This is a genomic window from Rubripirellula amarantea (assembly GCF_007859865.1).
Classification (GTDB): domain Bacteria; phylum Planctomycetota; class Planctomycetia; order Pirellulales; family Pirellulaceae; genus Rubripirellula; species Rubripirellula amarantea.
The window spans coordinates 3,694,989-3,721,346 of sequence record NZ_SJPI01000001.1; the positions used below are offsets into that span (position 1 = coordinate 3,694,989).

The 26,358-nt window shown below is 54.7% G+C and carries 19 protein-coding genes; 12 read left to right on the top strand and 7 right to left on the bottom strand.

Annotated elements, in window-relative coordinates:
• The first annotated feature begins 242 nt into the window (after positions 1-242).
• Both Pla22_RS13390 and Pla22_RS13395 read left to right on the top strand, forming a co-directional pair.
• Positions 243-839, top strand: a complete 597-nt coding sequence (locus tag Pla22_RS13390) for a HEAT repeat domain-containing protein (RefSeq protein ID WP_146515060.1) — start codon at positions 243-245, stop codon at positions 837-839.
• 233 nt (positions 840-1,072) lie between these two features.
• Entirely contained in the window at positions 1,073-2,131 is a 1,059-nt protein-coding gene (locus tag Pla22_RS13395; protein WP_242631982.1) for an endonuclease/exonuclease/phosphatase family protein, read from the top strand.
• Here the strand turns inward: Pla22_RS13395 and Pla22_RS13400 are convergent.
• Positions 2,092-3,249, bottom strand: a complete 1,158-nt coding sequence (locus Pla22_RS13400; RefSeq protein ID WP_165440641.1) for an ATP-grasp domain-containing protein — start codon at positions 3,247-3,249, stop codon at positions 2,092-2,094. The two genes, Pla22_RS13395 and Pla22_RS13400, sit on opposite strands and share 40 nt — an antisense overlap.
• Positions 3,250-3,425: 176 nt before the next feature.
• On the opposite strand from Pla22_RS13400, the gene fae reads away from it, so the two are divergent.
• Together fae and Pla22_RS13410 are read left to right on the top strand one after the other, a co-directional pair.
• Positions 3,426-3,923, top strand: coding sequence for a formaldehyde-activating enzyme (gene fae / locus Pla22_RS13405; RefSeq protein ID WP_146515062.1), 498 nt, complete (start codon positions 3,426-3,428; stop codon positions 3,921-3,923).
• A 109-nt stretch (positions 3,924-4,032) separates the two neighbouring features.
• Positions 4,033-4,899 carry a methylene-tetrahydromethanopterin dehydrogenase N-terminal domain-containing protein gene (locus Pla22_RS13410; RefSeq protein WP_146515063.1) on the top strand — a complete coding sequence of 289 codons (867 nt, stop codon included), beginning with the start codon at positions 4,033-4,035 and terminating at the stop codon, positions 4,897-4,899.
• A gap of 63 nt (positions 4,900-4,962) precedes the next feature.
• Here the strand turns inward: Pla22_RS13410 and Pla22_RS13415 are convergent, their stop codons facing one another.
• The 5 genes from Pla22_RS13415 to Pla22_RS13435 all read right to left on the bottom strand — a co-directional run bounded on the left by Pla22_RS13415 (position 4,963) and on the right by Pla22_RS13435 (position 17,863).
• Positions 4,963-7,131 (bottom strand): ABC transporter permease subunit, encoded by a 2,169-nt coding sequence (locus tag Pla22_RS13415; RefSeq protein WP_146515064.1) that lies wholly within the window; start codon positions 7,129-7,131, stop codon positions 4,963-4,965.
• On the bottom strand, positions 7,131-7,862 hold the full coding sequence (locus Pla22_RS13420) for an ATP-binding cassette domain-containing protein (protein ID WP_146515065.1): 732 nt from the start codon (positions 7,860-7,862) through the stop codon (positions 7,131-7,133). The genes Pla22_RS13415 and Pla22_RS13420 overlap by 1 nt, the downstream gene beginning before the upstream one ends.
• 82 nt (positions 7,863-7,944) lie before the next feature.
• Complete coding sequence (locus Pla22_RS13425; RefSeq protein ID WP_242631983.1) at positions 7,945-10,104, bottom strand: carboxy terminal-processing peptidase; 2,160 nt, start codon at positions 10,102-10,104, stop codon at positions 7,945-7,947.
• A 414-nt stretch (positions 10,105-10,518) separates the two neighbouring features.
• Positions 10,519-10,974: an OsmC family protein gene (locus Pla22_RS13430; RefSeq protein WP_242631984.1), complete on the bottom strand. Its 456-nt coding sequence runs from the start codon at positions 10,972-10,974 to the stop codon at positions 10,519-10,521.
• 175 nt (positions 10,975-11,149) lie between these two features.
• Entirely contained in the window at positions 11,150-17,863 is a 6,714-nt protein-coding gene (locus Pla22_RS13435; RefSeq protein WP_146515066.1) for a choice-of-anchor Q domain-containing protein, read from the bottom strand.
• A 1,090-nt stretch (positions 17,864-18,953) separates the two neighbouring features.
• Between Pla22_RS13435 and Pla22_RS13440 the strand changes: the two genes are divergently transcribed.
• From Pla22_RS13440 to Pla22_RS13455, 4 genes are all read left to right on the top strand, one after another.
• Complete coding sequence (locus tag Pla22_RS13440) at positions 18,954-19,433, top strand: hypothetical protein (protein WP_146515429.1); 480 nt, start codon at positions 18,954-18,956, stop codon at positions 19,431-19,433.
• 43 nt (positions 19,434-19,476) lie between these two features.
• The gene (locus tag Pla22_RS13445) at positions 19,477-19,884 is read left to right on the top strand and encodes a TadE/TadG family type IV pilus assembly protein (RefSeq protein WP_146515067.1); all 408 of its coding nucleotides are present in this window, start codon (positions 19,477-19,479) and stop codon (positions 19,882-19,884) included.
• Positions 19,885-19,940: 56 nt separating this feature from the next.
• Positions 19,941-21,023 carry a VWA domain-containing protein gene (locus Pla22_RS13450; RefSeq protein ID WP_242631985.1) on the top strand — a complete coding sequence of 361 codons (1,083 nt, stop codon included), beginning with the start codon at positions 19,941-19,943 and terminating at the stop codon, positions 21,021-21,023.
• Positions 21,024-21,181: 158 nt separating this feature from the next.
• Positions 21,182-21,610, top strand: a complete 429-nt coding sequence (locus Pla22_RS13455) for a TadE/TadG family type IV pilus assembly protein (protein WP_146515068.1) — start codon at positions 21,182-21,184, stop codon at positions 21,608-21,610.
• Between the two features lie 356 nt (positions 21,611-21,966).
• Here the strand turns inward: Pla22_RS13455 and Pla22_RS13460 are convergent, their stop codons facing one another.
• Positions 21,967-22,395 (bottom strand): polysaccharide biosynthesis/export family protein, encoded by a 429-nt coding sequence (locus tag Pla22_RS13460; protein WP_146515069.1) that lies wholly within the window; start codon positions 22,393-22,395, stop codon positions 21,967-21,969.
• 832 nt (positions 22,396-23,227) lie between these two features.
• Between Pla22_RS13460 and Pla22_RS13465 the strand changes: the two genes are divergently transcribed.
• The 4 genes from Pla22_RS13465 to Pla22_RS13480 all read left to right on the top strand — a co-directional run bounded on the left by Pla22_RS13465 (position 23,228) and on the right by Pla22_RS13480 (position 26,237).
• Complete coding sequence (locus Pla22_RS13465; RefSeq protein WP_146515070.1) at positions 23,228-23,590, top strand: hypothetical protein; 363 nt, start codon at positions 23,228-23,230, stop codon at positions 23,588-23,590.
• 275 nt (positions 23,591-23,865) lie between these two features.
• Positions 23,866-24,102, top strand: a complete 237-nt coding sequence (locus Pla22_RS13470) for a hypothetical protein (protein ID WP_146515071.1) — start codon at positions 23,866-23,868, stop codon at positions 24,100-24,102.
• 999 nt (positions 24,103-25,101) lie between these two features.
• Complete coding sequence (locus tag Pla22_RS13475) at positions 25,102-25,584, top strand: hypothetical protein (protein ID WP_146515072.1); 483 nt, start codon at positions 25,102-25,104, stop codon at positions 25,582-25,584.
• Positions 25,585-25,646: 62 nt separating this feature from the next.
• Positions 25,647-26,237 (top strand): hypothetical protein, encoded by a 591-nt coding sequence (locus tag Pla22_RS13480; RefSeq protein WP_146515073.1) that lies wholly within the window; start codon positions 25,647-25,649, stop codon positions 26,235-26,237.
• Positions 26,238-26,358 lie beyond the last annotated feature (121 nt).

A 26,358-nucleotide genomic window follows, 5' to 3' on the forward strand; every position in this document is an offset into this window, starting at 1 on the left:
GGGAAATTCCAGCGATATTGAGGGTGGTCCTAGGCGTCAAGCTAGTCGCAGAATGGAAAATTCCAAGACGCTGCCTCACCAGCTAAGCCGTAAACCTGGGGTGGCGATAACGCTCCCACGCTCGGTTGGGCGACGCAATTTGGCAGATTCCCCTTGCGTGAAACAGCCAAATTTTGATACCGCCAGCTAACCGATTGTAGCTAGAGATAGCGATTCCTGTCAGTGCAAAGGATGCACATAGCATGTCAAACCAAACCCCACCCCAAGACGAGCAAGCGTTGAGCAGCCAAGTTAGCCCCATTGAACCCCTACCGACCACAACCAGTAGCAGTCCCACCGACTCCTGGGCCTCCATCCTGGCGTCGGCTAGTCCTGAGGACTGCGTCGAAACGCTTCAGCAGATCTCCCGACTCGAGAACGTGACTGGATTGACGGCCGCCGTCGTTGATCTCGCCGGACATGACGATGAAGAGGTGCGGATGTGGGCTGGTGAGGCGCTGGAGCGAGCGATTGTTCCGCAGGTTAGCGAGATCGAAGACCTCAAACATTTGCTCGAAGATCACATGGGCAACTTCCGTCGTCACGAGATCAGCAGTTGGTCGGCGACAATGCTGGGCCGCCTCGGCAGTGATGCTTCGTCCGCAGCCACATCGTTGCAGCAATGCCTCGATGAGTCCCCGTCGCTAATCGTGCGGCAGCGTTCCGCTTGGGCACTCGCACAAATGGGCGCCGCGGCGAGAGTCGCTAAGGATTCCCTTGAACGTGCCACGCACGATTCGTCACCCAAGTTGCAGCGTTTGGCCAAAGAAGCATTGCGCATGATCGGCGATGCTGCCTAACCCTTTTGCAGGGGCAAACAAGCGTTGCGGCGAGTTTGATTTTGATGCTCATCACGTTGAGCATTCGCTAAGTCGAACGTTCAAGTAACGTCAAACCTACCGTGCAAGCATGATGCCTGCACTCGCAAAACATTTCCCACTCATCGGCATGGAGGCCGAACATGGGCCTGTTCACTCGACGAAGCAGTCGCCGGAAATCTTCGCGCAGCCGCGATAAAAGCTTCTCGGCCAACGTGCCTCTGTTGCGCTTCCTGGGCCCATTGTTCACAGGCACCGGTATCATCGGCATCCTGTTCATGGCCATCACCGGTCGCATTGACCTAAGTGCTGTCGATCAGTGGCTTGGTTCGGGCGATGTCGTGGTTGCCAATCCAAGCAGCGGATCGTCCGGCGACGCTCTGGCGGGATCGGCCGCAAAGCCGGTCAGCATTCGTCTGGGGGAAAAACCATCGGAAACGATGCGGATCGCGACGTTTAATATTCAGTTCTTCGGCCCGTCAAAAGTTGCCGACCCCAACATCATGCAAACGCTCGCTCAGATTGTTTCGCAGTTCGATGTCGTCGCCATCCAAGAAGTCCGCAACAGCCAAGTGCAACCGGTTCGCGCTTTGGTTGATCTCATTCGAGCCTCCGGTGGCGACTATGACTTCACCGTTAGCGAATCCATTGGTGAAGGAACCTACAAAGAAGCCTACGCGTTTGTCTTTGATCGCTCGCGAATTGCGTTGGTGCCCGGCAGTGCCTACTTGGTCCAAGATCCTGGTGAACGAATGACGCGAGAGCCAATGGTGGCTTCGTTCCAGGCGATCACCAAGCCGAGTGATGCCCGGCGGCCGTTTCGATTCACCCTGATCAACGCACACACATCGCCATCGGAAGTCGCCGCGTCGGCGATCGGAAACGAGATGGATGTTTTGGACGACGTTTTCGTGAGTGTTCGCAACTACGAATACGACATGGTGGGTGAAGAAGACGCAATCATGCTAGGCGATCTGAACGTTGACACTCGCAACCTTCGCGAGCTCGGTCAAATTCCTAATGTCGTTTCCATCGCGGGAGACATCATGACGAATACTCGTGGCGACAAAACCTACGATCACATTTTGATTGACCGCACGCAAACACGCGAGTTTACCGGCGCGTATGGCATCTTGGACATGAAGGCTACGTTCGGGATCAGCGAAGAAGAGGCAATCAAAATCAGCGACCACCAACCATTGTGGGCCGAGTTCACCATGTATGAATTTTCAGCTCAGGAAACCGTTGCTGCTCGGCCTTCTCCCTTGCGATAGTTGCCGACGACGGTACAGATCGGATGACCGCGTTGGATGATCGTTCCGTCTTCGGGAATGTCGGCAAGTGTGGCTCGACCACGAAGCAACTCAGTCGCCTCAGCCAAGTCGAACTGCGAATCTTGCGAGGCAAAAACGACTCGCTTGAAGAACTTACCGGTAGGCTCGCTTGTTGCTTCAAGGACAGCAGTGGGGATCTTCGCACCCATTGCGACGTTGATGTGAAGCGACAACAAGCTGCCGACGTGGGGTGCGAGGCCACGTTCGATGATTTCGCTTGAGCCACTCCAACGCGGATTCACTTCCAGCAACCAATGTTGACGGTGCTTATCGACGATGAAATCAACGTTGAATATCCCTGTGATCTGACTTTGCTCTCCAATCGCTCGGGCTGCTGCATTCAGGCGATCGAAGTCAATCGACGGATGCTCGTGAAATGGACCCCGCGATCCGCTGTAAACGAATGGCAAACTGGCGATGCGTCGAAATGACGAGCGGCAAACGCCTAAGCAGATCGTTTGATGTCGGTCTCGCAGAAAGGTCGCGCCGTAGGGGACCCCTTGGATATGTTGCTGCAGAACATCGTCCGAAGCGTCCAAGCGGACGTTGCCGTCAAACCAACGCACGCCCATCCCGCCTGATTGCGAAGGTGATTTCACCAACCAGCGAGCTTCTGGGGAAGTCGTTCGAAAAACTTGATCGACCGAAATTGTTTCTGGGACACGCAACCTACTTCGGTTGGCTGCTTCGATCAAAGCCGTGTGGCTCGTTGCGATCCGCCAAGCATCAGGTTTTGGAATCGTCTCGATCCGCGGGATGGGTGCGAGTTGCTCAGCCAAGTGGGGCCATTGTCCGACGATCACCCAGACCGAATCGGGGTGCAGCCGAGATATTTCGATCAACTGAGATCGAATTTTCGAATTTCCAGGGTCGACGACGTGCATTTCATCGAGCGACCGGCGTGTATCCAGGTCGCCGAACATGTCGATTCCTACCCACTTCGCAGCACGAATTGTCGTCAAATCCCCTGCCAAAGTGTCGTCTCGATCGGTTGCTAGCCCGATAGATTGTGCCGCGGACCTGATCGAGGCTCCGATTAGGACGTAAGTCGGCATCATCGGGCGGGTTTTATGGGCTAGGTGAGTTGGTGCGGGTGCTTGCATCGGCGGTTGGGTCTGCTACGTTTTCGCTTCGTAATCGCCCGAGAAACATCCAGCAATCGTTGGAACTAACAGATGGGCCTCGCAACGAACATTTTGTTCTTCAAACGCATCCCCGAATAGAGGAAACCCCCATGCAATTTAACGTTGGTGAAGCTTTGGTTGGCGACGGTAACGAAATCGCCCACATTGACCTGATGATTGGTAGCAAGAACGGTCCTGTTGGAACCGCTTTCGCCAATGCATTGGCAAACCAAAGCGAAGGGCACACGAACCTTCTCGCCGTTCTCGAGCCAAACTTGGCTGTGAAGCCTTCGACCGTCATGGTCACCAAGGTCACGATCAAGGGTATGAAGCAAGCCGTCCAAATGTTTGGCCCTGCCCAAGCGGCTGTCGCGCAAGCGGTTGCTGATGCTGTTTCGCAAGGCGTGATTCCTAAGGATCAAACCGAAGATCTTGTTTGCGTTTGCGGCGTGTTCATTCACCCAGGCGCTGAAGACGACGAAAAGATCTACAAGTACAACTACGAAGCGACTCTCGAATCGCTCAAGTCAGCGATGGGCAACAAGCCATCGGCCGACGACATGTTGGCGAAGAAGGATTCCGCCGCTCACCCATTCAAGGGCTTCTAAGCCGTTTGAAGTGAGTAGTTTGAAACTTAAGGAACACGTCCTCGCTTCGATGCGAGGACGTGTTTTTTTGTCACTTGTAAGAGCGTTGATAGCGAGAAAGTAAATACCGATGCGAACCATTTTGCTTCAGTTCGATACCGATGACCAACCGAGTTCCTTTGATTCCGTCGTGGCAGTTGACGCCAATGTCGACGTCTTGTTGCGATACCAGAATATCGGGCCGACCGACGTGACGCCGCTTGTTCACGGAGCCATGTTCACTCGTGGCGGCGACGATTTAAAAAACACAGCCATCTTTGTCGGTGGCAGCAACGTCGACGACGCCGAAGACGTGTTGTCCGCGTGTCAAAAAGCATTCTTCGGCCCCGTTCGCGTTTCCCTTATGCTCGATGCCAATGGTTGCAACACCACCGCCGCCGCTGCGGTGGTAGCAGCGGGACGCCATGTCAAGTTTTCCGACTCACGAGCCGTGGTGCTCGGTGGCACTGGCCCGGTCGGCCGACGAGTGGCCCAGCTTCTGGCCGGTGATGGTTGCTCAGTGACATTGACGAGTCGATCGTTGTCGCGGGCTCAAAAAGTCGCGGATGAGCTGAACAAAAAAATCGGTGGCTCGCTGGTTGATGCTGCCGAAATCAACCACGGCAACGACGCGGATCGTGTTTGCCAGGATGCCCAGATCGTTGTTGGATGCGGAGCTGCAGGAATCGAACTGATCGACGCAAGTACCGTCGCAGGACTATCGTCATTGAAAGTCGCTATCGATCTTAATGCGGTTCCACCAGCCGGAGTGGGCGGGATCGAAGTGACGGACAAAGCGAAGCCAATCGGTGATCACGGCGCGGTCGGCTACGGCGCGATCGGCGTGGGCGGTTTGAAAATGAAGACGCACCGGGCCGCAATCCAGTCGCTTTTTGAATCCAACGACAAAGTGCTTGATGCGGCTCAGATCTACGCGATCGCTCAAACGTTCGCGTAACTAGGACTAACCTAGGACTAACTTAGGACTAGCAAACTAGCGCTATTGGTCATCTACCAAGCGCTACGCAACCTTCGCCTTCGGGATGGTTGCCCACCACACGATTCCGGCTCCCGCGATCGCAATCGTCGTTGCGATCGCGATCCATGCCGGCGGCAAGTGTGTTTGGTTCTCAAAGTCAGCACCGAGGAACTGCAGTTTTTCATGGTAGTGCCCGACCATTTCCAAAAGTCCATTGTGCACGAAGTGCATCACCATCCCGGGAATGACGCTGCCGGTTCGGTACGCAATCGCACCGAGTATCAATCCCAGCAAGAACGACGGAATAAAACGCTCGATCAATAACGCGTTACCCGTGATGACGTGAAAGAGTGCAAACAGGAAACTGGTCAGCAAAATGGTTCGCCACGGGCTGAGCACGCGACGCAGCGCCGAAAACAAGAATCCGCGAAAGCACAGCTCTTCAATGATCGCGGGAGTGACCGCAAGAGTTAGCAGCAATACCCAAGGCGGCACGAGCGTCCACGCTTTGAGTATTTTTTTCGTTTGAGCGATTCGTTCTTCACTGAGTCCGCCAATCCCGAACGACTCCGCAACCACGAATGCTTCGTGAGCAATGGCCCAAGCACCAAAGCCCATCACCAGTGCACCCACGAGGCTTAACATCACAGGCCGCGTTAGTCGAAAGGTCGACTGCAATCGGTGTCGTCCGAACCAAGACGCAAAGAGTGGAATCAAGCCAAATACCGCGATCAGGGCCACCGAACTCAACAGCATGCTGCGAACTTGAAGCCCGGCAGCCTGTTCGTTGGATAGGTCATCTTGTCCGCCCAGCAGCACCGACTTGAAGTCCGTTAGGTACTGCAGCAACACGTTGGACAACACGAAGTACGACGGTACTAATAACGCCAACACCATGGCCGCGGTCTGAGGCGTCGGAACGTCGCTCCAACGCGTAGGGCGTTTTAGCAGTGAGCCGAACGTTTGATTGCTTGTTCGAGTCACCGCGTCACTGCCGAATAAGCTCGCCGCAATTGCCAGTGCTGCTACCGCGTAACCCATCGTGCTAAGCACCGCGATCGCAGCGGCTGCGACGACAACCTCGCCGGATAGCACCTCACGAGCCAGCAAGACGATGTTGACCAGGGGAGCAATGGCGAGCATTCCCGAGAGTCGCACGCCAGGCATCAACGACAACATCCCCGGAGTGATCGACAGCAACATCACCGGAATCAAGTACGCTTGGGCCTCTTTAAACGACCGAGCAAAACTTGTTAGTGACAATAGCACCGCCGAAAAGAAACCGCTGAACAAAACAAGCAGGCCAAGAATCTGCAGCACTTGCAACCAAGGAAAGTCAGAGCTGCCGGTCAACAACGGCAACAATCCGCCTAACCAAAGCGTGGTAAACATCGCTGCTAAGTTTGCCACCGCCGTTAGCATCGCCACCACCACGACGGCAAAGTATTTCGCGATCAGGACTTGAAAGCGAGGCACCGGCGACGCCATCAAGGATTCCATCGTGCCGCGTTCACGTTCGCCCGCAGTCAAATCAATCGCCGGGTAAACCGCGCCGGTGATCGTCATCAGCACCAGGACCAATGGCACGATCGTGGCCAAGATGGTGGCAGGTTCCTCTTCGCCGCGATCAACCACTTCGACTTGGACGGGCGGCTGGTAATCGGGGTTCTTCGACGCAACCGATTCGGCATAACCGAGCTTCATCCACTGCAATCGTTCCACCAAGATGCGTCTCGCGTTCTGGCTTCGGCCATCGCCCCGATAGGCGTAGATCGTCAATTTCCTAGGTGTTGTATCCGAAACGTCAATGGCAACATCGATCAAGTGCTTCTCGAGCGCTTCGACGGGTGTGAGCGGTTGTCCTTCGGACACATCAACCGTGTTGGCGTACCGAAATTCGGCAAGTTCGCCGCTGCTCGAATTCAAAACGGCTTTGGGCGGTTGGCTGCGAGGGTCGCTGAGTAATTGGTCGATGATGTTCGCGTCGTCATCGGCCGCGACGCCGACCTGATAGGCCACCGTGGTATCACCGTCGCTCGAAAGCAAGAACCGGTTCATCGCCATGCTTAGCAGCGGATAAACCAGCAACGGCATCAGCAACAGCGTTACGATGGTACGACGATCGCGACTGGTTTCCTTCAGTTCTTTTTGGCATAAACGCCACAAACGACCAAGGCTCGAGTTTCGGAAGTGCTTGCCGCCTTGGGTCATTAAGATTCTTTCATCAGGTCAACGAACATTTCTACGAGGTGTTCTCGGTTGGTCGACGTTCGAAGTTCTTCCATCGTTCCGCTGTATCGCAATCGTCCTCGATGCAACAAGCCAAAGCGATCGCACAAACGCTCGGCTTCGTCTAGCCGGTGAGTGCAGACGACAACGGCCTTGCCAACCGTTCGCAGGTGCTCGATGTATTCAAAAATCGTTTGCACGCCCACGACGTCTAGGCCACGAGTGGGTTCGTCGAGCAGCATCACCGGTGGATCGTGGATCAATCCGCGAACCAAAGTCACACGCTGTCGTTGACCCGTGCTAAGAGTACCAGCTCGTCGATCGAGGAAGCTCGCGATGCCCATCAATTTCGCGAGTTCTTCACATCGCGATTGAGCCAAGTCAGGGTCCACGCCGTAAAGATCGCCGAAGTAAAGAAGCATCTCTCGAACGCTCAACCACGGATAAACCCCGTCCGATGCCGACACGAACCCAAGCCGCGACTTTACCGCGATCGGATCGTCGGCGGTGCGTACGCCGTCGACCTCAGCGTAACCCGAATCGGGTTCCAGTAGCCCCAGCACCATGCGAAGGGTGGTCGTCTTGCCGGCCCCGTTAGGGCCGAGCAAACCAAACACTTCGCCGGGAGCGATTTGAAACGACAAGCCATCAACTGCACAGACCTCGTTTTCGTCAGCCGAAAAGGTCTTGGTCAGGGAATCGACAAGCAGCATAAGAGCAGCGTCCGGGAATGAAGAACGTTGGGCGTACGTCGCACCGAGTACTCAGTACGCCCACGATGGACAACCCGTTCGACTAATTCTTGCGTGCTAAGTTTTGCTTTCGCAAACCTTCGACGTAGTCCGCAGCGATATTCAAGACCTCGCGGTTATAGAAGTTGTCGCGGTAGATCTTTTCGCCGTTGATTTCGGCTTCCAACGCTTCCTCTTCTTCTTCCTTTTGCGCGTCAAGTTCTTTGCGGCGAGCCATGAACTCGTCTTCAGCCAGCGAGACGGAATTCAATTCTTTTTGCTCGACGTACAACTTCACGCGACGCAACAGGTCGGTAAACTCATCGTCTTTTTGAATGCGGGACATCGAGCTTTGACGCAGGCTGCCTAGCAAATCTTGCGGCACAAGGTTGTACAGCGTGTGACGAGCTTGTGGCACCTTGTCGTGCTTCAAGGCGTACTTCAAATCGCTTTCGCCGACGTCCATTTTTTGCGTGATGCTTGGCAACACCAAGTCAGCAGCAACGCCTTCCAATTGGGTGCTCTCACCATCGGGAAGATAGAACTGTTGCAGCGTAACCTTCAGGGCACCAAACTTTTCGCGGTTGTTTCGGAACAACGCTTGGCTCAAGTCCATCAAGGTCTGAACCGTGCCTTTGCCGTGCGTTTGCGGGTCACCCACGATGATGCCTCGTCGGTAATCCTTGATCGCACCGGCTAAAATTTCGCTGGCACTAGCACTGAACTTACTCGTCAGCACCACCAACGGGCCGCTCCACGCGGTGCCGGCGATGTCATCGGAATATTGTTGAACACTGCCATCGGAATTTTTGACTTGGACCACGGGGCCCTTGTCAATGAACAAGCCGGTGAGGTTAATCGCTTCGGTCAGACTGCCGCCACCATTCTTGCTTAGGTCTAAGACCACGCCGTCAACGCCTTGCCTCTTGAAGTCTTCCAAGATGCGTGCGACGTCACGAGTGCTGCTGCGGAAATCGTCGGTGTCTTCGCGAGCTTTTTCCATGTCCAGGTAAAAGCTTGGCAGGTTGATGTAGCCGATTTTCATCGTACCGCTACCGTCGGGTGATTGATGTTCGATGACTTCGCCACGGGCAGCCGATTCTTCGAGTTCGATCCGAGCTCGCACGATTCGGTAAACTTCCATGTCGCCGACGCCGCCTTTGCGAACGCCCAAACGAACCGTGGTGCCAGCTTTGCCGCGAATGAGATCCACGACGTCATTGAGCGGCATTTCAACGATATCAACCATGTCGGAATTATCCGCAGGTCCTTCGGCACCTTGGCCAACCTTGACGATGATGTCATCGGGTTGCAGTTTGCCGTGTTTGTCCGCAGCACCACCGGGGATAATGCGAGTGATTTGAGTGTTGCCGTCCTTCTCGCGAAGTTGAGCACCGATTCCGTCGAGGTTCAATCGCATCGAGATTTGGAAATCGTCGAGCGTCCCGGGGGCCATGTACGTCGAGTGAGGGTCATAGGCCATGGTGACGGCGGTCAAGTACATTTCGACCAAGTCTTCGCTGTCCGTCTTTTTCCAGCGTCGTGCGTAACGACCATAGCGACCTCGAAGCGTTTGCTTGGCTTCTTCGATCTCTTTGCCTTCGTCCTTCAAGTCCAGCAACGCGTATTTGATTTGACGTCGCCATCGGTCAGTCGCTTCGGCTGGGTTTTCGGCATACTGAGCATTCTTGGGGTCGATGACGATTTGTTCATTGGTGGTGAAGTCAAAGTCACTGTTAAGCAATTGCTGGGCGATCGCAACTCGCTCATCGACTCGTTGGATAAAGCGATTGAAAATGTCGAAGGCCAGATTCAGGTCGCCGTTCTTGACCATGTCATCAATGATCGTTGCACTGCGAGCAAATTCGTCGATGTCGCTTTTGTAGAAGTACAACTTCAACGGGTCGAGCGAATCGACAAACAAATCCAAGGCTCGTTCGCTAATTTCGTCGTCGAGCCGCTTGGCCGAGACGTGATTGCGAGGCATCAACTGAGCGATCACGATCGCGACGCTACGGTCAGTGCGACTGGGTTGGCCGAGCTGGAAAGGGACGTCGTCGACAACGGTAGAGTCGGTCGGGTCCCGCTCCACTAGCTTCACTTCTTGCGCACTGACAACCGAAAGGCCCGCCACCAAAGGAAACGAAAGAGAGCTAACGACCAGGGCGATACCGATCGCCATAGTCGTTGCCAAAGAGCGATTGAGAACCAATCGATGGTGCATGGTGACTTCCTGAAGGGAGATATCAAATTAGGCAAACTGAATGTGAATTCAGCGTGTGGGCAATCGTAGGAAACCGGTGCTTGGGGGGCAACGTCGGTTCTCGCGACCGGTTCAGTTTATCAAGCCTGTCTAGGTTGATGTTCTGGCAAGACAGGCGAATCTACCGCTCTTCGGCCCGCAGGCGGGGGTCTGCTGGGAGCCTGCAGGGAGTCTGCTTGGAAATCTACTGGGAGTCTGCTCAGGGGTCCACGCGGCGGACGACCGGGAGTTGGCCGGAGTTTCGCCGGGGACCGTATTTTTGGTCGATGCTAGGTCGAATTTCATTTGGAATCCGCAAAAGCGTTCTCGCGTTCGCAAAACATCAATGCCGGGATCCAGGATTGAACCAATTGCATGAACCAATAGCAGCAGGATTCAGGGATAAACAAAGTCGATCGGTGCGTCGATATCCGGGTGAAGGCTTTGGTGCACCGGGCACTTTCGAGCGGCCTCTTCGAGCCGTTTCCGCATGCTGTCATCTAAATCGACCGTCGCCGGCAGTGTCACCCGTGTGCGCAGCGAGCCGATTCGACGAACCGGGCTGGCGATCATTTCCTTCGTTACGTGAACCTTGGTACCGGTCAAGTCAAGTTCGTGACGTGCCGCTACCAATCCCATGATGGTCATCACACACGAGCCCAAGGCGGTGGCGACCAAGTCAGTCGGTGAAAACGAAGCACCGTTTCCACCATTGTCGACCGGGGCATCGGTATGCAGTGTCATCCCGCTAGGCCCATGGGTGGCATCGCAGCGAAGGGTCCCTGCGTAGGCAATATGAATTTCAACACTCATCAGTTTTGTTTCTGCTTTGTAGAAGAGTTGGCCTGACATGATCAGTAGCCTTTGAGGAACCATCGCCTCCTGGTTAGAGTGGGGAAGCGAATGCACACCGTTAGTGTTGCTGAACCATTTAGACGACCGTTAGCCGAACCCCCACTCGTAAATAAGACTGACGGTTGGAACCAACGTGAGTTTACCGCTCATCGCCTTACGCGTTGCAGGGGGCTTAGGCGTTGATGGCTAGTTTTTCTAAAAGCAAGTCGTCGATAATGTTGCTGCGCTCTTGCAACACCGATTCCATCGGATCGACAGTCGCAGGAGTTCCTCCATTTGACGATGTCAAAGGCGAAAGTGCCGATTCGTAAGATCCGCTGTCGCTACCGCCTCCCTGAGGTCGTGAGACTCCGCGCTGATCGACCCTCAGGCCTGCGGCGTCGCCATTTTGCAACGCGGGACTGCCAGCCTGCAAGGCATGCGTTTCGGTGAGTCCCCCGTTGTCGGCCAGCGGTGACAATCTCGCCTCCAGATTGACTCGATCACTGGCCTGAACTGGCGTGATGATCGCACCCGATGTGTTGCCAACTACGTTGTTACCATTGCTAGTGATCGGGCCACCAATATCCGTTCCGGTCGTCGCCAAGTTAGCAGCTACGATTGACGATGAAAGTATCCCGTTACCAGCAGCGATACTCAGCCCGCCTCCCCGAACAGCATCGTTCATTGCCACAGTGACACTGGTCAGCGATATGTTCCCGCCTTCGGTCCGCAGTCCCCCACCAAGGCCGATGTTGGACCCTTGGCCGTTAGCGCTATTTCCGCTGATGGTTGCATTGGTGAGGACCACATCGCCGCTGGTTGAATCATTGAAGATTCCTCCGCCATCTCCAGCAACGTTGCCGGAAACCGTAGATTGATTGATGGTCATCACTCCGGTTCCGTTCCACAATCCGCCGCCTTCGTTGGCGGCCACATTATCGGAAACCGTTGATTGAATGATCGATACATTCGCCGCGCCGGTGACATGGATCGCGCCGCCGTTGCCGGGACTGGCGACCAAGGCACCGCCGCGACCGCCCACCACGCCGGCATTGTTGCGATCGAGCGTGAGACGGGTCAAAGTCAAGCTATTGCCCGTGGTCGTTGCATCGCCGGTGACCGAAGCGTCTTCGATCGCACCGCCGGCACGATTAGCAACGTTTGATGCCATCATCGTGTCCGCGATGTTGATGACACCACCAGCAAAGTTGAAGATCCCACCTCCGCTACCTAAGTTTCCATCGGCAAAGTTCGACACGATCAACGAGTCCGATATTTCGACAACGCCTCCGTTGTTGAAGATCCCCCCACCACCATCGTCCGCAGCATCGCCTAGGGCACTATTGTTTTGAATGACGGTACCGTTTCGAATTGTCATCGTCGTACCAGCTTGGTTCCACAGCCCACCACCTTCCCTGGCCGCGACGTTGTTGGCGACTAACACGTTGTCGATCACCACGCTGGCGGCACCCGTAACATGCAGACCGCCACCGTTTCCAGGTTGGGCTGTTGCACCAGCCACCGTGCCATTGACATCGTTAAACGTCAACTCGCTATCAACCAGTGACAGCGATCCATCAACGATCTCAATTCCTCCGCCCGCTCGAACAGCACCGTTGGCTTCAAGCTGTGACTCAATAATTGAAACCACTCCGTCCACACTCAGAAGACCTCCGCCGCTACCTGCAGTTCCATTGGCGAGGTTGTCAGCAATGACCGAATCCGAAATCGTCAGCGTTCCTCCATCGTTATAAACTCCACCGCCACCACTGTCGGCATCGTTTCCTGATGCTACGTTGTCAGAAATCGACGTGCCATCAACGGTTAGCTTGCCCGCTGCGGAATTCCACAATCCGCCACCTTCGTTGGCGGCGAAATTGCTTGTGACCGAGCCGCCGACGAGCGTTACCGTCCCAGGTCCACTAATGTGCAATCCACCACCATTGCCCGGATTGGCTCGGAAGCCAGTTGCCTGTCCAATCGCGTCAGCTCGCAAAAATTCGAGCGAAGGCATGGTAAGCGCCGATCCGTCGATTCGAATGTTATCAAGGAATCCGCTGAACGGATTTTGAAAGAATGATTGTCGACCAGCACCCACAAACAACGCCAGGTTTTCGCTATCGACGGAACCTGCGTTAAGGTCAAACGTGCTAACTAGACTCAATTCGGTCGATGTGGTGCCTTTGTAGAACTTGACATTCTCGGTCGACACGGTGCCGTCGTAGCTGACGGCAAAGTAAACATATTCGCCAATTTCCGTGTACACAGGCGACGATTCTCGAGTGATTCCATCGACGGTGATTTGCAGCGTGCCTGAGCTTGCTGTGTTTCCGCCTCGTAATCGAACGCCTGTCGACGTGGACCCATTCTCGATCAGCGTATCTTGGCGCCCGATGCTTTCGGTTGACGTCGAAGGCAGCATGAACCAACCCGCAAGCGTGAAGGCATCAAGTGCGTCGATAGCGTCAAAGTCTGCGGCGTGTTGCCCGTGAGCTACATTGCTGAATCCATTGCTGGTTGTGTTGTCAAACGCACGGTCACCGAGTTGACCCGACACACCCATACCATCGGCGCTGTGCAAATCGGCTGCCGTGGTCGTACCATTTGCGTTGAAGTGCAACATGGGGTCGCCTGAGATAACTGCTGAACCTTGTGCCACTGCAGCGGTTCCGGTTTCGTTGAACGAATACAGGAGCAGTGGATCGGGCACATCGGCGCCGGCAAGGCTGAGGTCTAAGCCAGCGCTATTGTTGCTGAGGTCCACGTCTAGGATCCGAGTTATAGAAGCTCCCAGTGTTTCAATGCCGCCGCCAGCACGCACGGCAATGTTGCCCGTCACGGGAGTTTGTCGGACGATGACCTCAGCGCCATTGTTAAAGATTCCTCCACCGCTTCCGGAAACTCCATCGGCAACATTGTTGCTGATCGTCGACCGAAACACTCTGACGAATCCGCCATCAGTAAAGATCCCGCCGCCGCCCTGGTCTGATGCATCTCCCGATGCCGTATTGCGATCAACGATTGTATCGATGACCGAAAGTGATCCAGCAGCGCTGTTCCAAAGCCCGCCGCCTTCGCCATCGGCGGTGTTTTTGACGAACACACTCGATTGCGCGTTCACTCGACCGCTTCCGCTGATGTGAACTCCGCCACCATTGATTCCTGCTGAGTTGCCGTCAACTATCAGGCCTTCCAAAAGCACCGATCCCGCCACTTCAACTCCGCCGCCAGCGCGTCCGGCTACGTTGTTTTCGATTGTGCCGCCGATGTACGAACCTTTACCGCTTGCCGCGACATGAATACCGCCTCCGTTGCCCAGTGGCAATGCGGCCGAATTGCCAAACATGCTTGTGTTGGTGATTGTGTTAAATGCGCCGGTAAAGATCGCACCACCCCCAAGTCCGGGTGAGTTTCCATTGGCCGAATTGTTCGTCAATACGCTATCGTCTACAAACAATCTGCCTGCTTCAACCGCGATCCCGCCTCCGTTGACTTCCGCAATATTATCTTGAAAATTGCTTCCGGCGACATAGACCCTAGTTGCCAACGAATCACCTCCGTCGCCAAAGATTGCACCGCCGAACATGGCTGCGTTGTCCACAAACATTGAATCGGCAACCGTCAACGTTCCTCGATCGCTGGCCCAAAACCCGCCGCCTTCGTTGATCGCAGTGTTATCGACGACCTCTGCATCGGAGACCTCGACCAGCGAGAAACCCGATTGGTGGATCGCTCCGCCGTTGACGCCCGCGAAGTTGCCCGTGAAGCCGGTGCCTGTACTGGTGAACGTGCCTAGATTCTCAACTCCACCGCCGGCCCGCGCCGCGCGGTTGCCTGAGATCTCGCCGCCCGTTGCTGTGAACGATGAACGCAGCGTCACGATCACTCCACCACCATCCGCAGTTCCCTGGACTGCTGAGTTGTTCAACACATCAACATTAGTCAACACCGTTGTTCCGCCAACATACATCCCTCCGCCGCCCGAACCCGTTTCGGTATCGTAGGCTTGGTTGTCAGCGATTCGGCTATCGGTGATCGTCATCATTTGAACCGGTGCGCGTCCGAACCGACCGTAGATTCCGCCGCCACTGCCTTGCGCTTCGTTACGAGAGACACTAATGCCATCAAGCGAAATTTGACCACCGTTGTTGTAGATTCCCCCACCGTCGCGATCTGCCGAATTGCCGTCAATCACGGTTCCATTAACTGTCATCGTGCCGTTGTTGCTATTCCGAAGTCCGCCACCATCGCCCGCTGCGATGTTGCCGCTGACCGAGCCACCGAAGATTTCTACGGTTGCCATCCCAGAGACATGCAACCCACCGCCGACGCCAGGATTGGCCGCGATCGAAGAATCCAACCCGGCTGCGACGATGCGATTGGTTTCCAATTGACTTCGCGACAGCACCGAATCATCGATTCGAATGTCGTCGAGCAAGCCGTTGAACGGATTGATCGTTAGGCCGCTCGTGCGTGTCACTCCGATGGACAGTGGAATGTTCTCTTGCCCGACCACTCCTTCATCAAGCGTCAGCGTATCTACAAGCCTGACCGCTCCATCGACCGTTCCTTTGTAGAACTTCACATTGTCGGAGCTAAGTGAACCGTCATAGCTGACCGCGAAGTAAACATATTCGCCAATTTCGGTGTAGGCCGGTGAGGATTCAACCGGTTGATTGTTGACTCTCAATTCCAGCGTTCCCGAATCCGCAACTGCACCACCGCGTAATCGGAAGCCACCGGGCGTGTCAGATGCAGAGATCGTTCCGTTCTCAATCAATGCGTCTTGACGACCGATACTTTCAGACGCCGTTGAAGGCAATTTGAACCAACCGGATAGCGTAAAAGCGGTAAGCGCGTCGATGCCGTCGAAGTCAGCCGCGTGACCAGCGCCACTGGCGGTTGTGATTCCTGTGCTGGCCGTGTTGTCAATCGCAAAGTCATCTGGTCTGCCTGAGATTCCAGAACCGGGGGCACCGCGCAGGTCGACGGGATTGCCGCTATTGTCGGTCAAAAGCAATATCGGATCGCCGCCCATCGACGCGGTTCCCATTGCGGTGGCTGATGTTCCTAATTCGTCAAACTGATACGCCAGCAACGGCGCAAGCAATTGGTTTACGGACAAGTTCACGCCAGCGTTGTTCGCGTCCAGCGTGACGTTGACCAAGGTTGTGGTGGAAAGCGGAGTCGTTTCAATACCGCCACCAGCGCGGTTAGCGATGTTGCCCGAGATTACAGTGTCAGTGATCGTCGCGATGCCGCCTTCGTTCAGCACTCCACCCCCGCTGCCTCGGCTTCCGTTGGCAATATTGCTGGATATGGTTGACCCATGAATGTCAAGAGTACCGAAGTTATTAAACACCCCACCACCGCCGTTGTTACCGCTATTGCCGCGAGCGATGTTACCGGTAATGGTTGTCGAATCAACCGTCATCGTGCCAGAACCGTTCCACAGACCACCGCCTTCTGAAGCCGCCACGTTGCCGGTCACGGTTCCGCCGACAATTCCAGTGTCGCCACTGCCTGTCACATGCAACGCGCCACCGTTACCCGGACTGGCAGATCCAGATGGTCCAGCAATATTGTTTTCAAAATTGGAATCGATCACTTGCACGCTCGCCCCGTCTCTGGCTTCGACCCCACCTCCAGCGCGATTGGCAATGTTTCCGATCAGGTCACTAAGTTCGATTTGTAGGATCCCTCCTTCCGTCATCACACCACCGCCGCTGCCATTCGTTCCATCGGCAACATTGCCTTGCAGCAGCGTTTCGCTGATCGTAATGATGCCACCCTGATTGAAAACTCCGCCGCCTCCGCGATCAGCGGCATTGCCCGATGCGGTGTTGTTGATAATTTGTGAAGTTTCGATGGTCATAAAACCAGACCCATTCCAAAGCCCGCCGCCTTCGCTAGCGGATATGTTTTCCCTCACCTCGGTGTCGATCACAATCACGTTGCCAGGACCGCTGACATGCAATCCACCACCGTTGCCCGGTCGCGATGCCCGTGCGGAAAGCGCGGTGTCGTTAACGACTCCGGCGTTGTTGGAGTTCAAATGCACGCCGATCAAAGTCACCGTGTCGCCTGAATCACTGGCGGCGGAAACTTCGATCCCTCCACCAGCTCGATTGGCAATGTTATTTTCAATCGTTGTGCCTTGCAGCAACACGTCCCCGCCCGCGGTCAGCAACCCGCCACCGGTACTATTGATGCCGCTAGCGTTGTTATTAGAAATCGCCCCGCCAATCACTGTCAGCATGGTGTTCTGGTTGTAAATGCCGGCTCCACCTTGCCCAATCGACTTACCACTGGCACGATTGCCTGTCACGTTGACGGCGCGCAAAACCACTTGCCCGCCTCCATCTAACAACAAGCCGCCACCGATGTCCGAACTGCCGCCGGTGACAGTAAGTGTACGCATCGCGACGTTTTCTGCGCCCGCACCGATGTTGAACACCCGGCTGGCTTGATCCCCGTCGATAGTGACTGAATTCGCACCGCCGCGTGAAATGGTTACCGAATCGTTGATCGGCAACTCGCCATTGCTAAGTACGATCACAGCATCGCCGAGCGAAGATGAAAATCGAATCGAATCGGTTGCGACGGTTCCTGCTTGACCGGCCGGAGCATCACCGACGGCCGAGTTGGAATTGGCTGCCATAATCGCTTCACGCAAACTGATGAAACCATCGCTTGCAATATCATCTGCTACGGTGTCTACCAGGTACGTGGTAAGTAACCGACGTGCTTCCATGGGTTCGCAGCGAAGCGAACGCCGCCGCGAGCGTCTTTGAACCGGTTTGCGATTCTTCTTAACGGTATCTCGATTGTTCGATTTTCGATCATCGTTGGTCGAAAGGAGGTCACTGGCTGGATGGACATGTTGAGAACGCGTGAAGATCATGGAAGCTCGCTTGTGGTTGCACAGACTCGTTTGCGCCCGTCCCGTGCATTTGCGTCGGGTAAAGAAGGGAATCAGCACAAGTACGCCCCGTCGCGAGCGGGCAGATTCAAGAAACTTGCGAAAGCATCAAAAAAGGAATAATTGATCGCAACGGACGAATGCAACGAACCCTAGTATTCCAGCGCAGCCCAGTTTTCGAGTGAGCCACTTTGGCGCTAGTCGTTAACGATTTCGCCCCGAAGCTGATGAAATGGAAGAAGGCGAGTCCGATAGCGATGGACCTAATTCATCGCTCACGATCCCAGTCTTACGCACAGACTCGAATCGCAATCGTGCACTCCAAACCGCGATGGCGATCATAGGTTTTACATAAGCTCAACTGGTCCTCTTTGCCGCTTCATCGCAGAAGAACTTTGTCGATTGCCGTTCACTGGGACGCTATCGGCTTTCATCATGCATCATGATTCGTCTTGCTTTGTCATCCTGACCTGACGGTAATATCGATGGACGAGCAGCATGGCAGTCGACGCAATAAACTGAAGCGAGAGACTGAATAGAGGATTGTCACCGAGGTGGATGGAACGCCTCGCAAGGTCAAGCTAGCTCCATTTCAGCGCAAAGCTGACGAGCGAATCGACTACAAGAGCAAGCTTGCTGAAAGTGTCGGAAAGATCGCTGAATCGTCTCCGTCCTAGAGTTTCATATGGATGAAACACAAACCAACAAGCCGTCTAGCGACTCGGAAGGCTCAGAAGGCTCGGGCGCACGCCGTGGCCAAATGATCCCCATGCTGGTGTAATTCGGTAACTGTTTGCGATGCTGGTCGATGGTCGATCGGACTGTGCCAATTGTTTCAGTCGTAACGACTGTTGAGTGAAGACAACATCTACCCAGTGGCGGCATAGGTTGGGCATTTAACGATCAGGCAACCTTTCCTGACGTGGTTTTTGAAACTCTTCGCCTCCTGCGCATTTTCTATGTCGTAGGCTCAAAGCGTAGGGCAAATCAGTGCGTCTATTTCCGCCTCGCTGGTTTGTGTGCCCATTCCTTTTAGCAACGTATCCCTCCAATCCGCCACAACATCATGTCGATGAGCCAAACGAACACCAAACGCCGACGCGCCCTCGTTGATCCCGAAGTCCAGGGCGACGTCCTCCGTAAGATCGCGATCCACTGGGTTGTGTTCTTCGTTTGCAATGCCTGCGCCCTGATGATTTGGATTCGATTGTTCGAACAACCCGATGTGAATTGGGGACAAACGTTTGGCGATACAGCCAAGCGGTTCTTGCCGTTCTTCATCATCACCTTGGCTTTGATCCCAGCGTTTGTGTGGGACACGTTGAAGCTGACCAATCGCTTTGCTGGGCCGATCCTGCGACTTCGCAGCACGCTGTCCGATGCTAGTCGCGGACTCAAAGTGGCACCGTTGCACTTCCGTACCAATGACTACTGGCAAGAGATCGCTGAAAACTTCAACACGGTGATGGCTGGTTCGATCGACAAAAACGCGTCTGGCGATGCCGACGCCGACGTTGGCAAACCAACCGACGAAAACCAAGTTGACGGCTAATCCGCGATCGCTCTTTATCTCACTCTTGTCTTTCCAGATTGTCATGCTCATTCGATCCCGAAGAAAACAAACGAACCGACGCGGAGTTGCTACCGTCGAACTGGCCGTTTGCTTGCCCGTGTTGGTGTTGTTGGTGTTTGGTGCCATTGAAGCCTCAAGCTTCATCTTCCTCAAACAATCACTCAATGTCGCTGCATATGAAGGCGTCCGCGAAGCCGTGCGAGTTGGTTCGTCCAACGGAAACGGCCAAAACCGAGCTGAAAACATTCTCAACGCTCGCAGCGTGAATGATTTCAACGTCGCGTTCCTCAACGGCGACGTATCCGCGATCGATCGAGGCGAAGACGTCGTCATCGAAGTAAGCGCTCCCACGAATTCCAACAGTCCTCTGGTCGGTCAATTCATTCCCAATCGAACGTTGACCGCTCGCGTCGTGATGGTGAAGGAATAATCGTCGCGATGCACCGCCAATCTTTTCAAACCGTTACCTCGCCAGGTTTCAACCAAATGACTTGTCTTTCAAAGCTAGAATCGTCGGGGGACGAATCGAACGCATCGCTCAAACTCAAGCGTGATCAACGCAAGGGAAACCGTCGCAAGGGTGCGATGTTGTACTTGATCCTGATCATGATGATCGGGTTCATGATCGCCGTAGCGTTCTCGGTTGATATCGCACATATGCATTTGGCCCGAACCGAATTGCGTAGCGCCACCGATGCAGCGGCGAAAGCTGCGGCAATCGAATTGTCCATCACCCTTGATCCTGACTTGGCTGTCACTCGCGGGCAAGAAATTGCCGCCGCGAACACGGTCAATGGCGAACCGCTGCAGGTCCGGGCGGACGAGTTCGTTTTCGGTCGTAGTCGTGAACTTAACTCGGGCAAGTTCGACTTCACCGTCGGCGGAGTGCCGAGCAATAGCGTGCAAGTCGATGGCAAGCGTACTTCGGGTTCGCTTTCCGGACCGGTGCCTTTGTTCTTTGGAAACATCTTTGGCGTGAACGCGTTTGAGCCTGAAACGACCGCAACGGCAACCTACATCGAACGCGATATCGTGTTGGTGGTCGACCGCAGTGGTTCGATGCAGGGCCAAAAATTCGCAGACCTGGTGACCGCGATCGACGTGTTCGTTGCCACCCTCGATGGAACTCCGGTGGAAGAACAAGTTGGTTTGGCCTCCTACAACGACTTTGCTACCGAAGACGTTGAACTAACCGGCGACCTGACGGAAATAACGGATGGCATGCGAGCGTTACCCGTGGGAGGATTCACCAGCATTTCTCGCGGGATGGCCGCCGGTGCCGCCATCATGGATCGCAGTCGCAATCCTGACTTCGTGGAACGAACCCTCATTGTCATGACGGATGGAAACCACAACCGAGGGCCGGAACCGTCAACGGTGGCCACAACTTTGGCGGCCGATGGGGTCGTGATTCATACGATCACGTTTGGACGCGATGCTGACAAACGTCGAATGAGAGACGTGGCCACGATCGGCGGGGGACGAACGTTCCATGCCGATGACGGAGCTGACCTGATCGAGATTTATCGCGAAATTGCGTTAACCCTTAGCACGATGATGACGCAGTAGATCTATAGCGAAACATGCGTCGCAAGCGAATCTTGACGGAAACCCTTGCGAGCGTGGCCGCTAAAAACGAACACTGAATTTGACCACTCAAACGGTCGCGAGTTCGCGATCGCGAGACACTGACCTCCTGCAACTTAACACTGACGACACCATCGATCATGCGTAAGCCTCATTCAACAACCGCCATCAAACGTGTCACCCGCCGCAATCGCCGCGGTGCGGCCGCGGTTGAATTTGCGCTAGTGGTCCCCGTCGTGTTCTTGTTGTTCTTTGCCGCATTGGAATTCACGCGAGTCGCTATGATTCGCCATACTGCCGACAACGCTGTCTATGAAGGTTGCCGAGTTGGAATCATTCCCGGTGCGACGAGCGATGAAGTACGGCAAACGGCGACGGATATCATGGCAACGCTCGGCGTCACGAACGTCACGGTCGACGTGCAACCTGGCAACATTGATCGAGACACGGACGAGGTGACCGTGTCGATCGACATTCCGCTGGACGCCAATGCCTATGTGCCCAATCAATTCGTCGCCGGCAAGACCGTCACTCGCAGGCTAACACTACGCCGCGAAGGCATACGCTAACCCGACCCAACAACGTCGCGGCCATTCGCGGCAAGGACTGCCTACCAAGTCTGAGTTGGGCAAGTAGCCGCCAAGCCGAACAACAACTAGGCCGGTCCGGTCAAAAATCCAGGGTCCCTTGCGAGCAAGCACGCAAACAGGAAGTTGTATCCGAGAGGCTCGAACCTCTGGCACTTGTGTCGAGCTTCTTTCTTCTTCGGACAAGAGTTCGGTCGGTGGCCGTTGCTAAACGCTGATAAAACGAGTGCACGCAACGGAGTCGGGCTTGCGAGTTCCTAGGAGCGGAACATCCATGGTCCCAACCCGATGATGGCGACAGTTATGCGACTTAGATATTCGATAAGGACGACGGACGCCTACTTGCCGTCTAGCCCGCCTTCGGTGGGAACGTGAGGTTCGATTGCAATGCAGATTTTGCTGCCCTTCCGCAAAATGTCTTCCTTCTCGTAGATTGCCGAAACCATTCTCTCCGCCTTTTCAACAGTCAGTCCGGCAACTGCAAGTCGGTTGATCAAAGGCGATCTCAATTCCCCGTCTGCGTTGACCTGAACGGAGTACGCGGGGACCTGCTCTCGACTTTCTAACTCAATCGACACCTGAAGCGTTTTCTCAGCCGCCTCGCCAGGCAAGACATTCTGAATGTGAATCGCTAACCTATCACCGTTGTTGATGACCGAACTTGCGTCTCGTCGTACAGCACTCTCATTCGCAACAACTGTCTGGTTCTGGGTGACTGCGAAAGACACGAGAAGGGATGCAGCGACCATCATGCGTGACAAAATCATTTCTCGACTCCTGTGGTACAATTGCGAACCACGGAAGTCATGGCTCTTCCCAACGCCAGTGATAGCCGAGTCAAGTCGTTACTGTCAAGTTTCTAACCGCCTGCATGAATTGCTTGCGTAAGTTGCAGCGGTGACACCGAGTTGCACCGGAGTGGAGCTGCGGCAGTTTCTCCGTTTGTGAGTCTCTTTTCTCGCCTGGTGAACCCGGACGATATTTGGCTGAAAAAGCTGATGCCGAAATTGAAGCTGCCCACCGTCGCGCTCGTCGCAATCGGGATTCTCTCCCTACCCTGCCTCTACGTCTTTTTCACGCTTCGAAGCTTGTCCTCCTTTCCTTATGCTTATGCATCGGATTGGACCGTCGTTTTCATAACTGACCATGTGCGGACATCAGGTAAATGGCCCACGGGTTGGGGCGATCTGGAGGATGAATACCACCGGATGGCTCCTGCGAGCCACTACGCTTTGACCTTTGATGAACTGAAAAAGCGTGTCTGGCTGGATTGGAATGTAGACCTTGATACCGTACGTGATGCGGACCCTCCGAAAAGGATCTTCCGTTTGACCAGTGGACGACGCGTTAGTTTCAATGGGGACCCAAATGAACTCATTCGAGATTTCCTCCGGACAGGCGAAGCTCCTTGGATGGAGAGTCTTCCGATTGGGGGAACCCGTGCAGGTAACCAACGTGTGCACCAGAGAATGCGGAGTGAGTGATCGGGCGCAAGAAACTTTGTCTCGCGTTCCTGGTGATGCACTATCATTACCCGATCGGAATTACAGTACCGTAACTGGCCCGCCACCGTTTTGTATCCCATGATCCGGAAGTAAAATGAACCGCAATCGAACTCTCTTGGCCGCATCGTTGAGCCTTGTGCTTTTGACCGTCGTATTTTCAGCTCGAGGCGAATCCGCTCCGCAGAACGCTGCTCCGATTCACCAAGAGCTTTTTGATGGGAAGATCGTAACCGTCTACATGAACGACCCTGTGAAAGGGTCGGGGCAAGTGATGCAGGAGGTGCGTCTGGAGAAAATAGGTGATCGTTGGATGTTGCTGGGAACTGCTGTCTCAACAGGACAAGAGGGTGAGTGGGACGACGGTTTAATTACCGGGTTTTCTTGGGAGGCAGTCACTGCTTTCTATGTTTTTACGCAGGAACAGTTCGATGAGAAAATGGAGGCCGCGCGTTCCTGAGAAATGTCGTGGAGAACCAGCGGGTGCAACGCAGTGGCGGCTGTTCCCGATTTGTCGGTTTGCAAGTCTATCGCGCATTGGCGTGCTGTCGCAGTTATCCGACTGGAATTGCACGCCCGGCAAATGACTTATCGAAACGACATCACGCTTCTTTTCTTTGGTCGCCCGTGCAGAGATCAGAAACAAGGCACCTTTCCGCTACCTAGATTGCTATAAGCCCAACCCAATAGTCCCAACCCAACAAGCCCAACCCAATAAACCCACTCGCAAAGAACATGAGCGAACGTTTTCCAGTACTCTTTTTCACCGGCAATCTCTGGCTGCTCGCGACTTTGTTGTTGCTGATTGGCAAACATCAGGAACGCGCTGACCCGTACCGATATTCATTTTTTGGTTTCGCCGGTTGGCACTCACCGGCTTCATACAACGCCTATGTTTTGGTCGCTGGTGTTGCGGGCGTCGTGTTGATCGCTTCTGCTCTGGCAACACTTCGCAAAAATGCGGGCGGGTGACCATGCCATACAGCGGAGCGATGGCGAAGCAACGCGGTCTCGCGAACTAGTGCTAGTTGGTGCGAGCTGGCGGGACAGCTTTTGGCGGATCCCCACCGATCGGCTCAGTTTTCGTTCGCACGGTCAGCACCGGATTCCCGCCAGGTTCGCGAACGTCAGCGCTTGACGAATCGGCAGAGATACCATCGCCTTCGTCGCGCTGGCAATGATCAGCCGGCAGGATGATTCAAACCCCTGGCAGTTTTATTGGCTGGCAACAATCGAGCACTTGCGCCGGAGGGACTCAAACCCCCGATGCGCAGATCATGATTCCAATTTTGCGGAATCGCAGACCCCAAAATACCCCGCAAATCACGTCTCGGTGGATTGCTGTTGTAAGAGCTGTAAGCGGGGCAAAGTTTGTAATTAAGAGATGCCTCTATTTTGCCTGTAACGGAGTCGGGAAAAAGTCACCCCAAGGCCGGCCAGACCATTTTCCGGAGCCCCGTTGACCCTGGCACCCCCCGCTGGTGACAATTGCGCTCATACGATGAGAATAAGTCTATTCTCTTGTTCACGCCCTCACCTACAGGTGAATCACAAGTTATCGCTCCTGAGTATCGACCTGCGAACGTTTCGCCAAAGGCGATGGCTCATCTGTTTGATGGTTGCTTTCACTTACGGGGCCGAAGGCTGTTTTGACTCAACCCTTTGATCATTCCTCTTGAACGTCGGTCGGGTATGGACGCTCGTTTGGTTGCACTTCGCCTTAGCAGTCTCCTCAATCACTCGGCCAATTCGGCTTCACCTCACAAACTTGACCTCGGTCCTGACGTTAGACTGTGTCGTAGTGCTACCTTTGCGAATGGCTCTGAAAAAAGCGATAACCATGGGTTGCACTCGGAGCGGGCGTGTGTCGATCGTTCGCTTTGCCAAACCTCTACCCGCCCGGTGAACCCGGGCGTTATCCGATCACGTTTCTTGAAATCTCCGTGACTGGACCACCATCATGAAATTCCAATGCAATACCGTGACTACATAAAATCCGGTGCCTGGAAGGCACGCAAGAACCGAAAGCTGCGCAATGCCACATGGGTCCGTCGCCGAATTGTCTGTCGCGGTTGTCATTGCCTCGTCTTGTTCTCCGTTGGCGACATTCACGTTCACCACCTGACCTACGAGCGGCTTGGTAACGAACTCGACTCGGATCTCGCGGTCCTCTGTTCTGGGTGCCACGCTTTTGTTCACGGCGAACGACCTCCGTTTTGGTGGTCCGAGGCTCGACGTCAAGGCATGCTTGGAGCCTACAGCCGCAAGGAGGCAAAGGCCCTGCTCGCCGAATTCATTGCTAACGGCATGGCCGCTAAGGAAGCGGCCGTGATGGTTGCAGGCGTACTGTGCCCACGAATTGGCCCGACAGAGCAAGAGTCCTACGAGTACCATAAGAAGCGGCGTCAGGGTGGACGCGGTGACGCTCTTGCGCTGACTCGGCCTTGGGACTAATCACCGCGTGCAAAAAAGGATAACCATGCCGTGCACCGGAGGACGGCGTCGGGCGTTTACAAATGGAAAATCCAATCGCCGTCCCCGGTGACGGCTGCCGTTCCCCGACCAAGATCATTTTGATGCGTTACCCTTGGCTCGTTCTGATCCCACTGATATTGACGCTTGGATGCGGGATGCAGCGCGGCGACTATGCTGTGAATTCAACGTCAACTGTCGCAGTATTGAATTCCGATGGTTACTTTACTGTGTTTTCCGGACATCCGATTGACAACTACAGTGAGCCATCTGCGCCACTTCTCTACTTAGTTGAATTGGTCGATCGCGTCGACACGTCTACTGTTACAACGAGTAGCAGCCATGGAACCTATCATTCGACGCTTGATCACACATGGACGACGGCCCACGGTGACATGCAAATCTCTCTGGACTGGAATCGTTCATCCGACGTCGTAACCATCGGGTCCGATTCATACGACCGATCCGTAGGAATGCTCTTTCTTGCCCGTGCAAATGCTGATGGTACAATCGCAACTCACCAAATCCGAACAGAGAAACCGTCACCAACGCAGGATGAAGTCCTCGCCACCATACGCCAACGGTTTACCGACGATGACGTACTCTCGAACTTGACGATTTGCGACAAACACTAGGTCTGCGGCGAACCATGCGATGCAACGGAGCCGGGCTTGCACGGTTTCACGATTGGAAAATCAACTCTCCCGGCCCGCTGATCGCGGCCGTTCCGCTCTACTCTCTCCTATGGATACGCAC